The following is a 13,941-nucleotide window of genomic DNA, read 5'->3' as shown; positions in this document are numbered from 1 at the left end:
GTGAGCAACCGTCCGCAAGTCCGCGAAACCGGCAACCTTCGACCACTCGAGTTGGCAACGGGTGCCGTCATGGCCGGATTCACGGTCGCGTTGTCCGTCATTGCCACGGTCATCCCCATGGCCAGCGCCCTCAACCTCGTGGCCGCCGTTCCGATGGGAATTGTTGCCCAGCGCTTTCGAGTCCGCGCCGTGATGACGGCCGGCGTCTCGGCTACTGCGGTCGCTTTCGTCGCAGCGGGTTCGGGATCTGCGGCGGCGGTCGCGCTGAGCGCTCTCCTCGGCGGAATCATCGGTACGGTCAAGCGGCGCGGTCTCGGCTTCGTCTCCGCGTTGCTGTCGTCCCTTGTCATCGGACCCGCGCTGGCGTTGTTCTCCATAGTCCTGTTGCTTGTTCTCGCGCCCCTGCGCACCTTGTTGTTGACCTCGCTGGAGAACACCGCGCTTGGCGTGGCCGCAATCTTGAAGCGTGCCCCGACGCTGGTCGGCGCAGCCGAATGGATCGAGAACAGCATCGGCTCGATCATCGACTACTGGTGGTTGTGGATCGGCGTGTCGATCATCTCCGGAATCGTCCTCAGCACCGTCGTCTCCTATTTTGTCCTCGGTGCCGTCCTCGATCGATTGGCTGCACTCCCCTCGGCCGACCCGCTCCAGACAGCACCCGACGACCGTCCGATCGATCCGCTACCGGTCACTTTCGATCACGTGGGCTTCACCTATCCGGGCGCATCGACGCCGGCGCTCGTCGACGTCAACTTCACGGTTCGACGAGGAGAGTTCGTCACCGTCGTCGGCCACAACGGCTCGGGCAAGTCCACACTCACCCGGTTGCTCGCCGGTCGCGCACCGACCGTTGGGACCCTGACGAGGCCCGGGTCCGCCGGTCTCGGTCGACACGGCGGAACCGCCGTCGTCCTCCAACGTCCCGAGAGCCAGATCCTCGGAACCCGCGTCGCCGATGACGTCGTCTGGGGGCTTCCGCCCGAGTCGCATCCCGACGTCGATGCACTGCTGGCCGAGGTGGGACTCGCGGGCATGGGCATGCGCGAGACCTCAGGGCTGTCCGGCGGCGAGATGCAACGTCTGGCGGTTGCTGCCGCGCTGGCGCGGCGCCCCGCTCTGCTGATCGCGGACGAAGCCACCGCGATGGTCGATCAGGCCGGCCGGGAGGAATTGGTCTCGCTCCTCGCCGAACTGCCCCGGCGCCATCCGATGGCCGTGGTTCTGGTCACCCATCACCACGCCGACACCCGCAACGCAGATCGGGTGATTCAACTACAACGCGGACGGCAAATCGATCACCAACCCGGTTGGATGACGTCGACGTTCGCGGGTCCGCCGTCTGCGCCGTGGCCGGCCGGCACTCGAACTGTCCTCCAACTCACCGATGTCACCCACACCTACAACGACCGGACTCCGTGGTCGCGGCGCGCACTCTCGGACGTGAATCTGACCATCGGCGACGGGGACGGGCTACTGGTCCTGGGCGGCAACGGTTCCGGTAAATCGACCCTGGCCTGGATCATGGCGGGCTTGATCGCACCGAGCCGGGGAACCGCGGTCTTCGACGGCAAACCCGTCTCGCGTCAGCTCGGCACTGTCGGTCTGACGTTCCAACACTCGAGGCTGCAGCTGCAACGCCGAACCGTCGCCGAAGACATCGAGGCCGCCGGTGGTCCGGAGATCGGATCGGTGCAAGTCTCCTGGGCGCTCGACGCCGTCGGACTCGACCGTCACATCGCCGGCCGCAGTATCGACGAGTTGAGCGGCGGACAGATGCGACGCGTCGTACTGGCCGGTCTCCTCGTCCGCCAACCCCGCGTACTCATCCTCGACGAACCATTGGCCGGTCTCGATCCACCCGGCCGACACGAAATCCTGAACGTACTCAGGTGGATTCGTCGGAACGGAACCGCAGTAGTCGTCATCTCCCACGATGTCGACGGCATGGACGCCGTCTGCAGCAGAACAATTCGACTGTCGCAGGGTCGCATCCTCGACCCTGCCGCCAGCAGCGCCTTGGAAGGATCGACGACGTGACAACACTTCTGCGCGAAGTCCCAACTTCATCGCCGATCCACCGATTGTGGGCCGGAACGAAGATCGTTGCCGTCGTTCTCGTCAGCATCGTGGTCGTGGCCGCGCCGTCCTGGCCGGCGATCGGCGTCGTACTGGGATTGTTGTTGCTGACCGCGGTGATCGGACGCATCCCCCCGACTTCAGTTCCCCGACCCCCGTGGTGGTTGTGGGCGCTGATCCTGCTCGGCGCGTTGATCAACCTTCCGATCGGCATCGACGCGGTGTTCATCTACCTGCAAGCTGTGACGTTCGGTCTTGTATTGCTCTGCGTCTCACTGATGTTGGCGTGGACCACGTCGATGAGCGACGTGGCGCCGGCACTGGCAACGCTCGGTAGACCGCTGCGAATATTCAAGATCCCGGTCGACGAGTGGGCCATCGCGACCGCCCTCTGCATTCGTTCACTTCCGCTGTTGATCGACGAGATGCTCACCCTGGTAGCGGCGCGACGACTGCGCCCGAAAGCTGTGGTGAACAGCGCGGCCGACAATTCGATAGTCGACCTGATCACCACAACCATGTCCGTGGCAATTCGGCGGTCTGCCGAAATGGGCGAAGCAATCTCCGCTCGAGGGGGCACTGGACTGATTGCGGCGTACCCCAAGCGCCCTCAGCTCGCCGACCTGTTCGCACTGACCGTCGTCATCGCCGCGTGCGTCAGTGCCGTTGCTTTGACGATAGTTCTGCGCTGATCGAGTCATCGCTGACAGAATTTGCCTGGGCGATGATCGCAGAACCCATCCAGCGCCGTAGGTATCGCCGCAGTTCCTCATCGCTCCGCGGTGGGTCGCCAGGCGCGAGGAAAAACGACTGCATCGTCCGCAGGACGTATTCGACCAGTTCCTGAAGTGACGCGTCGTCGTAGCCGTAATGCACCCAGTCCACGTCGAAGCGGTTGATCATCGCCATTCCGAAGGCTTGCGCCTCCTGAGAGGTCAGACCCTCCGGGTGCAGACTCGTATTCGTGCTTGTGAGAAGGATGCCGAGATGCGGTGTTCGGTGGACCTGAGTCAGTGTGTAGAGAACACCCTCGGTCATCGCCTCGACGGGATCTTCGATGCCGCTCACGTGTGTGGTGAGTCGATCGAGGTAGCCGTCGACCGACGCGATCGCCGCTGCCCGCATCAGAGCGTCGGCGCTGGGGAAGTATCGATACACGGTCTGCCGGATCACGCCCAGTGACTCCGCGACGTCGCCGATGCTGATTTCCGAACTCGTCCGACCGATCAGCTCGACCGCGGCCTCGACAATTCGACGAGACGCATCTTCGTCGTTGACCGGTGGATTGCCGCCCCACCCACGCCTTCGTGCCACTGCCCACTTCCTCGCTCGAACGAGGCTCGAACCATGTCTTTGCGCTCGAAGTCCAAGAGCCACAGGCTAACACAGGCAGGTTTTGCATCTGCGTTCCTCGAATTCACGTTCGTCATCGAAAAGTGAACATACAACTGCACACCAATATGTATGATTACCGCCACACGTGGCTTCGAGTGCCAGAGCGGCCACCTGACCAGCCCCTCCGAAAGACGAGGTTCGACAAGTGACCAACCTTCAGCCCCGAAAGATGGATTTCGGATTCGAGGATCATGACGTTCCCTTCCTGTGGAACCCGGAGAATCCGGCCTGGTCGAGCATGTCCAACGCGGTCTCGTTCCTGGCCATCGGTTTCGAGAAAATGATCGTGAAGATGATCATGCAAACCAAGTCGCGGATCAGCGATCCGGAGGTCGCCGAGGAAGCCGTGGCATTCATGCGTCAAGAAGGCCACCACTCGACCGCCCACCGCCAACATGTGAAAGCTCTGATCAGGCGATACCCCGGACTGCAGAACACACTCGACGCCGTGATCGGTGAATTCGATTTGCTCACCGAGGCGACCTCGTTGAACTACCGGCTCGCGTACACCGCAGATCTGGAGGCGACCTTCACACCGGTGTTCAAACTGATGCTCGACAACGAGGCGACCTTGTTCCGTCCGGGAGACGACCGCGTCGCGTCACTGTTCATCTGGCACTTCGTCGAGGAGGTCGAGCATCGCAGCTCGGCACTGATCATCTTCAATTCCGTTGTCGGAAGCGAGCTTTACCGGATGCGAATGGCGCCGTCGATCTTCGCGCACGTCATGAAGGTGATTCGCATCGCCTGTGCGGGGTTCAACCAGCACGTTCCACTCTCCGAACGGCAAGTCGACTCACTGTCGATGTTCGCCATGCACCGCACCAAGCAGAAGATTCTGACGTCGTTTGCGCCCTACCTGACCAAGGGCACCATGCCCCGCGCCTTCGATCACCTACAACTCGGCGAACAACTCGTCGCGCTCGGCGGTGTCTTCCGCAGCCAGATGCCCAATCACAACCCGGACCACGAGAAGCTCCCCGCACTGGCCGACCAGTGGTTCAAGCGTTACGACGACGGCTACGACTGCACACGCTGGTACACCGCTGAATCTCAGGCACAAGAGTCGATCACGTCAGGGGCCAACTGATGGCAGAGCACTGCTCCCCCACGTTTGCCCAACTGGCAACAGAACTCGGTTTCTCCTGTCAGGAAGCAGGTGGACTCGTCGAGTTCCGTAACCCGGCGGCCCTCGAGAACTGGACCCTGCCCGTACTCGAATGGACGATCATCGTCGGCTCGGTACTCGCACTGGTCTTGGCGATCGTGCGACTGCGCCGCAACGGCGACCCCACCAACCTGGTCCTTTGGTTCGGCGCCACCGCCTACCTGTTCATCATCGAGCCTCCGCTGTACTTCCCGGCAGCCTTCGGCATCGAAGAACAAGTGGACACGATGTTCGCGCACAACGTGTTCACCGTCGACTTCATGTGGGGTCGACTGCCGCTGTACATCATTGCCATCTACCCGCTCATGGCGACGTTGGCCTTCGAAATAGTCAGAATGCTCGGCGTTTTCCGCAAATACGGTCCACTGCTGGGCGCAGTCTGCGTCGGCTTCGTCCACCATGCGTTCTACGAAATCTTCGATCACCTCGGACCCCAGTTGCGGTGGTGGGAGTGGTCGACGTCGAACCCGATCAACCAACCCATGTTCGACGCGGTTCCACTCCCCAGCGTGGTCGTCTTTGCCGCGTTGTGGCCGATGTCGTTGGCATTCTGCGTCCAGTACTTCGTCGGACGGCATGTCGATGCCGGCAAGCACTTCTCCGGGCTTCAGTTGGTTTGGCGCACCATCGTGATCGGCCTGCTGGCCTCGCTGGGTACGTTCATTCTCCCGCTCCCGGCGACGGTCTTCGGGATGGGCAGTGACACCGTTCGTGGGTTCCTCTATGCGGCGGAACTCGCCGTCCTCACAGTGGTCGCGATCGTGGTTCTCGTCCGCCAGTGGAGAAACCTGCGCTCGGCAGAATCGAACGCTCCTGCACACACCAACAGGTTCGTCCAGATTTACAGCGTGGTGTACCTGGTTGTCATGGCCGTACTGTGGGCGAGTGCGCTTCCGGACTTCTTCGACGCAGTCGACGGTTCCACCAGCGCTGGAGATCCAGTCGGGAACCTCTGGTACACGCTGGCGTGCTTCGTCATCGCAATCCTGTGTGTGAGCGCAACTTTCACCATTCCGAAGAGGAACTCCGTCGTCGACGACGACGCTGAACTTCTCGGGGCAAACTCAACGACTCCGGCCAGCTAGGTCGACCGGGACGAGACCTCTCGGGTCTCGTCCCGGTTTGTCGGTGTCTCGAGACAACGGCGTCAGGGGACGCGGTGAGTCCACGCTTCGGTGCTGAACTTCGTGTCCACCAGCTTGCGCGCCTGCTCCAACTCCGAGTCCGTGTAGTCGCTGTCACGGGTGTCGTACTGGCCGCGGAAGTGCTGCGCAAACGACTCCAGGATCGCTGCACGCGTCATTCCGGTTTGAGAACGCAGCGGATCGACCCGCTTGGCTGCGCTCTTGGTTCCCTTGTCCGACATCTTCTCTCGCCCGATTCGCAGCACCTGCGTCATCTTCTCCGCATCGATGTCGTAGGCCATGGTCACGTGATGGAGCACGGTGCCGGACGCGAATCGCTTCTGAGCGGCGCCGGCTATCTTGCCCTTGTCCGAGGCGATGTCGTTGAGCGGCACGTACCGAGCGTTGATACCCACCTCGGCCAGCGCTCCCATCACCCACTGATCGAGAAACGCGTAGGACTGCTCGAAACTCAAACCTTCGACCAACGACGCCGGTACTGCCAACGAGTACGTGATGCAGTTGCCAGGTTCCATGAACATCGCGCCGCCACCGGAGATTCGGCGCACCACGCCGATGCCGTGCCGCGCAGCAGCCTCGGAGTCGACCTCGTTACGCACGGATTGGAACGATCCGATCACGACCAAGGGCGAGTCCCAGTCCCAGAATCGCAGTGTCGGCGGACGCTCACCCGATGCCACCTCACGCGCGATGACCTCGTCCAGCGCGACGTGCATCGCTGGGTCCAGAACCACCGGTGGGATGAGGTCGAACGTGTGATCCGCCCAACTCGTGGCGTGACCGAGTGCGCGCCGGATCGCAATACCGACCGACTGCGGCGTGAAGCCGATCATCGAGACGGACTCGTCGAGCGCGCTGGAGATAGCTTGTGCCAACTGTTCTGCATCCGAGTCGGCTGGCATTCCGCGCAACGCCGCGTTGATGTCGTCGAGCGCACTGTCGGGCTCGAGGAAGAAGTCCCCCGAGACTGCGACTTCGGCCAGCCGACCGTCCGCCACCTCGACGTCGACCGCGACCAGTTTTCCACCAGGAACCTTGTACTCTCCACGCATTCGTCCAGCCTATCCCTGTGCGATTCTCTGCGGTGAGCGCCGTCGAAGATCACACCGCGCGCGCAGTGCGCATCGGTTCGACCGGAAGGGTGATCAGGCTCTCACACCTGTAAACCGCTGTGCGGCTGCATGATCGCGCGGTGAGGACAGCCCGTGTCGGGCCCTGCCTCGACTCCTACTTCTTCCGACAGGCGAGATGATCGCTGGGGTGGGAGGATTACCGCAACGAGCCAACTCTCTGGCGAGTGACAACGGAGGTAGACATGAAGGTCCCGGCGTTCCACTCGACGGAACCTTCGGACCTCGACGTCTATCACGACAACGAAAGCTGCATCTTGGCCGCGCGCATCGCAGTACCCCATCGTGCCCCCGGGGTCGACGGCCGACCGTGGTGCACTGCCTGCGCGTCTTTGGACTGACGAGCGACCACCAGCTCACTCACACCCATGTCGCCGATTCGGGGACAACTCCATGTGCCAGAGCGTTCGCATCGATGACAGCGCGGAGCCACGCGGTCAGACCGGCCTCGACCGTCTCGTAGAACAGCGCGTCGTAGAACTCGGAGAATCCCGGATCGCCAACGTACATCCGTCCCAGACACACCTGCATCGAGTGTGTGCAGTCGAAGTAGACCCCGATCGACGCTCGGTGGCGTTCTGCCAGCGAATTCGCCTCGGCGCTTCCCGGTTCGACACCCGCGCGGCACGCCAGCGCCAGATCTTCGTTGAGCGTCTCGACGCAGTCGGCGATCTTCTGCCAATCCTCAGCGGTCCTACCCGCCGACCGTTCCGCGTGCTGCGCCCACTGCGCACTGTCACCCCAACGCTCGTGCGCCTCCGGTCCCCATGACGGCTGCCAGTGTCGGCCGAAGATCGACACCTGCTCGTCTACCGGCAACAGCACACCGGACTTCCTGGCATCGATGATGCGATCCAAGGACTCGCCCCGTTGCTCCAAGTCGGCAATCCGTTGTCGCAACTCGGCGCGCTGCCCGCGCAGTGTTTCGTCCACGTGGGCTGCCGGCGATTCGAGCAGTATCCCGATCTCGTCGAGCGACAAGCCCACGTCGCGGTAGACAAGTACGCGACCAATTCGGCCGAGGTCGGCGTCGGTGTACAGCCGGTAGCCTCCGTCTCTGCGCCCGGATGGGCACACCAAACCGATTGCGTCCCAATGATGAAGGGTACGTACAGTTATGCCCAGCCGAGATGCGGCAGCACCGACGGTAAGAGCATTGTCTGCCTCGTCTCCGAAGAGTTGATCCGTCACGGCATCCAGTTTGACAGACGCGGCGCGCGAGACCACCGCGTCAGACTTCTGTTCAGTCGTCGGGTCCGTCAATTCCCATACCTCGCAGATGCTCGGCCTCGGCACTGTTCGGGTCGTACGGACGAGCGGCCGTCATGATCACACGCGCGTTCTCCGGTGTCACGATCTCCAACTCCAGTGAATTCCACGGCTTCAGGTCTGGACCGCTGGTGCATCCGGGCCGCAATTCCTCACACGCCTTTGCTATCTGGTCGATCTGACTCAGCACACACGCAAAGCTCACGCTGATGGACGGTGGTGAATCTGCTCGCTCGCCGGGCACGAGCAGAACGTCTTGAAATGCCCAGCGCCGCAGATGCGTCAGTCGATCAGGCACCGAAAAGAGGTCGAAGAAACCGAGCCCGCGGATCCAGAAGTCTGCCGATTCGGCCAGATCCGAAGTCGGAACAGACACGAACATCGGCATACCGTAGAGACCTCGGAACTGTTCCGGAGGCACGGCATCGGTCGTAGGGACAGGGACGGGGCTGACGTCGAATGCAGGGTAGGTGTCGGTCATGAAGTCATCGTGAGCCCTCACGCTACGTCAGGGTCAAATCTTGTGAACTCCGATCACAAAACACAGTGACCGGAAAACACAGTGATCAGAAATCGAGAAGCACCGAGCCCGCAAGCCTCATAGGTTTGTCGAAACGACGCTCACGCCGACAAACTGGAGGTAGCCGACCATGGCACAGACGGATCCAACACCGAGAGATCCCATCGGGAATCACAGCGAACCGAAGTCCGGCGGTCCCGGCGCACTGTCACGGTGGATGCAGCGGAACGCGAACGCCCGCACGAATCGCAAGATTCGGCGCGGGAAAGGCACATTCATGGGAATGGACGTCCTCATCCTGCACACGGTAGGCCGACGCAGCGGGCAACCCCGAGAGACTCCGCTGATGCACCTGTCCGACGGCAGGGGCGGTCTGTTGATCGTGGCTTCGGGCGGCGGCGGTCGAAACCCGGACTGGCACTCGAATGTGGTGGCGCATCCCGATCGAGTGTCTATCGAGATGCCCGGCCGAAATGCCGTACCAGTCACAGCTCACGAACTCGAAGGCGACGATCGCGAGCAAGCGTGGCACCAAGTGGCCACCGCCCAGCCCCGAATCGCCAAGTACCAGAGCAAGTCCGATCGCAAGTACCCGCTGATTCGGCTCACCGTGATGTGAGTGGTGGTGTGAGCCGAATCAGATTGCGCGATTACACCTCGCCGGCGAATACACCGCCGTCTGCGAATACACGTTGGGCAAAGCGTTCGCCGATGAGACGATGCGTTGCAGCGTCCGGATGGAGCTGATCGGGAAGCGGCAACTCTTCGTTCTCCGCGGCACCGTAGAGATCACACCCGTCGACGTAATGCAGATTGGGATCATCGACTGACCGCTGGGTTACGATGCGCGCCAACTCTTCCCGAATCGAGCGCAGCGTCAGCTTCCCGGATGCCCGCTCGGCGGGATCTCCGGTGGCAACGAATCGCATTTCGCCTCTGGCAAGAGCGTCGAAGTCGAAGGCACCAGGCCCCGGTGTGTCCTCGTGGATCGGGCAATAGACGGGCGAAACGACCAACAGCGGCGCCACTGGATGACCGTCGCGAACCGTGTCGAGGAAGCCGTGCATTGCAGATGTGAAGGCCCGTAGGCGCATCACGTCGGAGTTGACCAGATTGATGCCCATCTTGATGCTGATCAGGTCAGCAGAAGTGTCGCGCATCGCGCGGGCGGTGTACTGGTCCAGCAGAGCACTGCCACTGAACCCGAGGTTGATCAGATCCACGCCGCCGACGGAGGCTGCAAGAGCAGGCCAAGTGCCGGAGGGACTTTCAGCGCCGGATCCTTGACTGATCGAGCTTCCGTGATGGAGCCACACGCGGCGCTTCGTATCAACCGCGAGTTCGAGTGGCGCGTCGGATCGCAATGCGACAAGTTCGGTGGTCTCGTTGTGTGGCAACCAGATCTCGACGGTCTTGGATCGCGCGGGCAGCTCCGCGAAACGGATGATACTGACAGGTCCGGACTGCCTCTGAGCGGTACCGGTAGCCATGTCGATCGTCACCGTATTGCCGCCCGTAGCGCTTGCTTGCCCGGCCAGTTCGCCGTCGACGAGCAGGTCGTACACCCCTTGCGGCCTCGGCGGAGCGCCGGTGTAGATCATTTTCGTGGGCAGAGTATCGAGTTCGATGCTCGTGGCGCTGGTTCGGAATACTAGCCGCACTCCGGACGGTTGTGATTGCGCCATTGCCATCTGCCCGTCAGCGAATTGCGTGCGAGCCGTGGCAGGTAGGCGGTGCGTCAGCACACCGCGTTCGGTCCGTTCGATTTCGAGGGCTCCGCGCACGATGTCCTCGGAAATTTCGGTAGTAATCCAGCTGCTCTGGCTGTGCATTTCATTCACCTGAAAATCGTTTACGGAAGTTTGCTACTGCTGATAGTAATTTGCCTATACTCTTTAGGCAAGTGGTTTACCCTCCCAACGAACAGGACCGATTGACATGCCTCGCGCAGGACTCACAGCCGACCGCCTCGCGATGGCGGGCGCGGAATTGGCCGACGAGGTCGGCTTCGAGCACGTGACCGTATCGGCAGTCGCCAGGCAGTTCGACGTCAAGGTCGCAAGCCTGTACTCCCACGTGAAAAGTTCGAACGACCTCAAAACCAGAATCGCGTTGCTCGCTTTGGAGGAGATGGCCGACCAGGCTGCCGACGCCGTGGCCGGTCGGTCCGGCCGCGACGCTTTGACCGCCTTCGCGAACGTCTATCGCGACTACGCGAAGGCACACCCCGGCCGGTACGCCGCGTCACAGATGCGCCTCACCCCGGAGGACGCAGCAGCGAGCGCGGGCTTCAGACACTCGCAGATGATGCGATCGATTCTGCGCGGATACAACCTCAACGACCTCGACCAGACTCACGCAGTTCGGTTGCTAGGCAGCGTTTTCCATGGATATGCCAGCCTGGAGTTAGGTGGATCGTTCAGCCACAGTGCACCGGACAGCGCCGAAAGCTGGTCCAGGATCCTCGAGGCTCTCGATTCGATGCTGACCAATTGGCCAGCGTCGAGTGCATGATCGGGCGTGCTTCTTGTGAGCAAAGTTCCTGCGCCACTTGGTGTTGGCATGCGGCCTGATGATGGAGACCGCAACCTCGAGCCCACCGCAGGAGCAGCGCCACACAATTGCGCGTTCCCGTAATCATTGGTCGCACTGGAACAGCAGAGGGTCCGAGTGGGCAATAAGTCGAGGTGTGGGGCTGCGCTTAGAGGAGAAGCTTGGCACGCAGAGAGTCGATAGTGCCCTGGTCGACGCCGAGGCCCTCCCGTACGTAAGTATCCATACCACCGTAGAGTCGGTCCACCTGGGCGTACGCCGCATCGAGCCACGACAGGTCCACCGCGTCGTCCCGGCCCAGGTACGTGTTCGACGCCATGAAGTCGGCACTGATGACCTCACGCGGGACACCGAGGATGGTCAGCAGGATCGCGGTACCCCAACCGGTGCGATCCTTCCCTGCGCTGCAGTGGTAGACGGTTGCGCCGTCGGAGTTGTTCGCGATCGCCGTCAGCAGATCATGGAAGGCGACATCGGAGCCACGGTAGTTGACCATGAACGGGTAGCCGATGCTCTGGCCGATGTTCGAGGTTCCGTTGACCGCGCCGTCGATCAACGCGCGACCGAGGGTCAGGGGAACGAACTCGTGGAACGCGATGCCATGGTCGATGCTGACGACGTCGGCGACCTGGTAGGTGACCCCGGCGGGGATCCGATCGGGATCCTCCGTGCGTTCGGAGGTGTTACGCAGATCGACGTCGAGGGTCAGGTTCGCGGCGGTGAGTTTGGCCAGATCAGTCTCATTGAGCGAGCTGAGCTTGTTGGAACGGAACACCAGGCCTGTCCGGACGGTCCTGCCGTCGGTAGTCCGATAGCCGCCGATGTCGCGGAAGTTCCGCGCCTCGTCGAGCCTGATCTCGGCCGCGGACGGCGGTGAGATCTCCGGCAGCGGCGGTTGCTCCCCGGACGATCCGAACTGGCTCGAACCCGATTGCGGGTCGCCGCTCGAGGCGGAGGCGAGTGCGGGACCGGTCAAGGCCGCCACCACGGTAAACAGCGCAGTGAGGGCGATTCCGAAAGAATGCGCCCCTCGGCGGCGCGTGTAAGCAGTCGTCATCGTCGTCCTCTTCACTCGCTGTGCTGGACGACCCCGCGCCCCCGCAAACTCACGTGCGAGATTACAAGGGTGGCGCGCTCCTCGTCCCGACTTTGCCCCAAAAACCGGACATTTGTTCAGGTGCCCGAATTGCCCGCTCCTGCCACTCCTACACCCTCGGCACACTGAACCGCGCCCGTGCTTGTCACGCGGGGTCGGAGTCGAGTCGATTCCGAAGCCAAGCACCCATATCGAGCGCAGCACGCCGGGCAACAGGCGTTGGATGGTTTGTAAATCCATGCGGGACAACAGGATAGAGACGCAAGTCGACGTCGTTACCGGCCGCCGACAGCCGCGCCACCATGGCAAGGTTCTCAGCCAGAACCACGTCTTCTGATCCGACCACCACGAGGGTAGGCGGCAGGCCGCTGAGGTCGCCGAATGTCGGAGAAATATCCGGGAGAGTGCGATCATCGACATGCCCGACATAGGCTTCGATGAAGTATTCGTCGCTGATGGTGCGGCCCGCGGGAGTCTGCGCACTGACGTCGTACGTGCCCGCTTCCAGCACGGCACCCGAAAACGACTTGGCCAGACCTCGATCACGAAGGCGCAGCAATGTCGTCGTCACCAAGGTTGCTCCCGCCGACATGCCACCGATGGCGAGCCTGGTCGTCCCGAACCGTTCGGCAGCGACATCAAGTAGCCACAAAGCGACTGCCTCACAATCGTCCGGCGCTGCCGGCCAAGGGAATTCCGGCGCAAGCCGGTAATCGACGGTAACCACTGCCACCCCGACCGCGTCGGCAAGTCTCGTACTTCGGGCGTCAGCGCTGGCCGCTGAACTCATGTAGAAACCACCACCCGGAAGATACAGATAGATCCCGTTGACAACGCCGTCTTTCGGCGTGACTACGCGCACTGAAACGGATCGACCCTCGATGTCGAGTGTGTGTTCAACAGCCCGGGTCGCCGTGGGCTCAACCACCCTGGATGCTCGCGCCACAAGCAGTTCCTGCAGCGAACTCGGACCGACACCGGCAAGCCGCGACGCATAGAACGCTCGCGTGATCGCCACATCGTCGCCGGGTAGTTGTTCGACCAGATCAGTCAGTGCAAGCTTCACAAATGCTCCCTCGGGTCGCGACTTGTCGACAATTCTCGCACCCCGTACAGCAGCCTCGAGCCGGGGCATTCCAGGCAGTGAAGACGTGACGGGTATGTGCGAATCGCGCCGCAATAAGGCGTTCTCACGCTACCCTCATCTCCAAATTGGACGTTTGTCTAGAAAGGTCACCGGATGCGCGCGCTGTTGCTTGCCACCCTTGCAATCCTGGCTATCCAGATTGCAGCCCCGGCGGCAAACGCTTCACCTCCGGATCCGGGCTGGACTCTCCCCCAACTGACCGTCGCAGATCGAACGATCAAGGACGTCGACGGACGAACGGTGTTGCTCCGCGGCGTGAACGCCAACGGTCTCAATGACTACGCAACCAACGGCACCGGTCTACCCACCGTTACGCCGCTGGGAAGAACGGACTTCGCGCAGATGGCCGCGCTGGGCTTCAATGAATCGCCCTGGGTCTGATGGAGGCTCTGGCTATTTGATTTCAACCAAGGCCTGCTCACCCTGCTCAGTAGCGTAG

Annotated in this window: 15 protein-coding genes; 8 read left to right on the top strand and 7 right to left on the bottom strand. The window is 62.1% G+C overall.

The window, feature by feature from the left end:
• Both R4P70_RS28580 and R4P70_RS28575 read left to right on the top strand, forming a co-directional pair.
• Window positions 1–2,040: an ATP-binding cassette domain-containing protein gene (locus R4P70_RS28580; protein ID WP_084326598.1), complete on the top strand. Its 2,040-nt coding sequence runs from the start codon at window positions 1–3 to the stop codon at window positions 2,038–2,040.
• Complete coding sequence (locus R4P70_RS28575) at window positions 2,037–2,771, top strand: energy-coupling factor transporter transmembrane component T family protein (RefSeq protein WP_283567471.1); 735 nt, start codon at window positions 2,037–2,039, stop codon at window positions 2,769–2,771. The genes R4P70_RS28580 and R4P70_RS28575 overlap by 4 nt, the downstream gene beginning before the upstream one ends.
• Here the strand turns inward: R4P70_RS28575 and R4P70_RS28570 are convergent.
• Entirely contained in the window at window positions 2,737–3,393 is a 657-nt protein-coding gene (locus tag R4P70_RS28570; protein WP_317832972.1) for a TetR/AcrR family transcriptional regulator, read from the bottom strand. The genes R4P70_RS28575 and R4P70_RS28570 overlap by 35 nt on opposite strands.
• Before the next feature lie 226 nt (window positions 3,394–3,619).
• On the opposite strand from R4P70_RS28570, the gene R4P70_RS28565 reads away from it, so the two are divergent.
• Complete coding sequence (locus R4P70_RS28565; RefSeq protein WP_029255210.1) at window positions 3,620–4,564, top strand: metal-dependent hydrolase; 945 nt, start codon at window positions 3,620–3,622, stop codon at window positions 4,562–4,564.
• Window positions 4,564–5,727, top strand: a complete 1,164-nt coding sequence (locus tag R4P70_RS28560; RefSeq protein WP_020907476.1) for a hypothetical protein — start codon at window positions 4,564–4,566, stop codon at window positions 5,725–5,727. The genes R4P70_RS28565 and R4P70_RS28560 overlap by 1 nt, the downstream gene beginning before the upstream one ends.
• A 62-nt stretch (window positions 5,728–5,789) precedes the next feature.
• On the opposite strand, the gene R4P70_RS28555 is transcribed toward R4P70_RS28560, so the two are convergent.
• Window positions 5,790–6,839 (bottom strand): biotin/lipoate A/B protein ligase family protein, encoded by a 1,050-nt coding sequence (locus tag R4P70_RS28555; RefSeq protein ID WP_019748138.1) that lies wholly within the window; start codon window positions 6,837–6,839, stop codon window positions 5,790–5,792.
• Between the two features lie 245 nt (window positions 6,840–7,084).
• Between R4P70_RS28555 and R4P70_RS28550 the strand changes: the two genes are divergently transcribed.
• The gene (locus tag R4P70_RS28550) at window positions 7,085–7,258 is read left to right on the top strand and encodes a hypothetical protein (protein ID WP_155404261.1); all 174 of its coding nucleotides are present in this window, start codon (window positions 7,085–7,087) and stop codon (window positions 7,256–7,258) included.
• A 19-nt stretch (window positions 7,259–7,277) separates the two neighbouring features.
• Here R4P70_RS28550 and R4P70_RS28545 read toward each other — a convergent pair whose 3' ends face one another.
• Both R4P70_RS28545 and R4P70_RS28540 read right to left on the bottom strand, forming a co-directional pair.
• Window positions 7,278–8,108, bottom strand: coding sequence for a MerR family transcriptional regulator (locus R4P70_RS28545; RefSeq protein ID WP_317832966.1), 831 nt, complete (start codon window positions 8,106–8,108; stop codon window positions 7,278–7,280).
• A 52-nt stretch (window positions 8,109–8,160) separates the two neighbouring features.
• Entirely contained in the window at window positions 8,161–8,667 is a 507-nt protein-coding gene (locus R4P70_RS28540; protein ID WP_019748135.1) for a glyoxalase/bleomycin resistance/dioxygenase family protein, read from the bottom strand.
• A 169-nt stretch (window positions 8,668–8,836) separates the two neighbouring features.
• Here R4P70_RS28540 and R4P70_RS28535 point away from each other — a divergent pair, with 169 nt between their 5' ends.
• A complete protein-coding gene (locus R4P70_RS28535; protein ID WP_283384469.1) occupies window positions 8,837–9,325 on the top strand; it encodes a nitroreductase family deazaflavin-dependent oxidoreductase in 489 nt (162 codons plus the stop codon).
• A gap of 31 nt (window positions 9,326–9,356) precedes the next feature.
• Here R4P70_RS28535 and R4P70_RS28530 read toward each other — a convergent pair whose 3' ends face one another.
• Window positions 9,357–10,538, bottom strand: coding sequence for a GDSL-type esterase/lipase family protein (locus R4P70_RS28530; RefSeq protein WP_099697898.1), 1,182 nt, complete (start codon window positions 10,536–10,538; stop codon window positions 9,357–9,359).
• Window positions 10,539–10,644: 106 nt separating this feature from the next.
• Between R4P70_RS28530 and R4P70_RS28525 the strand changes: the two genes are divergently transcribed.
• Complete coding sequence (locus R4P70_RS28525) at window positions 10,645–11,220, top strand: TetR/AcrR family transcriptional regulator (RefSeq protein ID WP_029255204.1); 576 nt, start codon at window positions 10,645–10,647, stop codon at window positions 11,218–11,220.
• A 187-nt stretch (window positions 11,221–11,407) separates the two neighbouring features.
• Here R4P70_RS28525 and R4P70_RS28520 read toward each other — a convergent pair whose 3' ends face one another.
• Both R4P70_RS28520 and R4P70_RS28515 read right to left on the bottom strand, forming a co-directional pair.
• On the bottom strand, window positions 11,408–12,316 hold the full coding sequence (locus R4P70_RS28520) for a tyrosine-protein phosphatase (RefSeq protein ID WP_317832961.1): 909 nt from the start codon (window positions 12,314–12,316) through the stop codon (window positions 11,408–11,410).
• A 184-nt stretch (window positions 12,317–12,500) separates the two neighbouring features.
• Window positions 12,501–13,421: an alpha/beta hydrolase gene (locus R4P70_RS28515; RefSeq protein WP_317832959.1), complete on the bottom strand. Its 921-nt coding sequence runs from the start codon at window positions 13,419–13,421 to the stop codon at window positions 12,501–12,503.
• A gap of 174 nt (window positions 13,422–13,595) precedes the next feature.
• On the opposite strand from R4P70_RS28515, the gene R4P70_RS28510 reads away from it, so the two are divergent.
• Window positions 13,596–13,883: a hypothetical protein gene (locus R4P70_RS28510; protein WP_411742489.1), complete on the top strand. Its 288-nt coding sequence runs from the start codon at window positions 13,596–13,598 to the stop codon at window positions 13,881–13,883.
• Window positions 13,884–13,941: the final 58 nt, after the last annotated feature.

It is taken from the genome of Rhodococcus sp. IEGM 1241, assembly GCF_033142365.1.
GTDB lineage: Bacteria > Actinomycetota > Actinomycetes > Mycobacteriales > Mycobacteriaceae > Rhodococcus_F > Rhodococcus_F erythropolis.
Note: the sequence above shows the minus strand (reverse complement) of the source record. Positions and strands in the feature narration are given on the sequence as shown.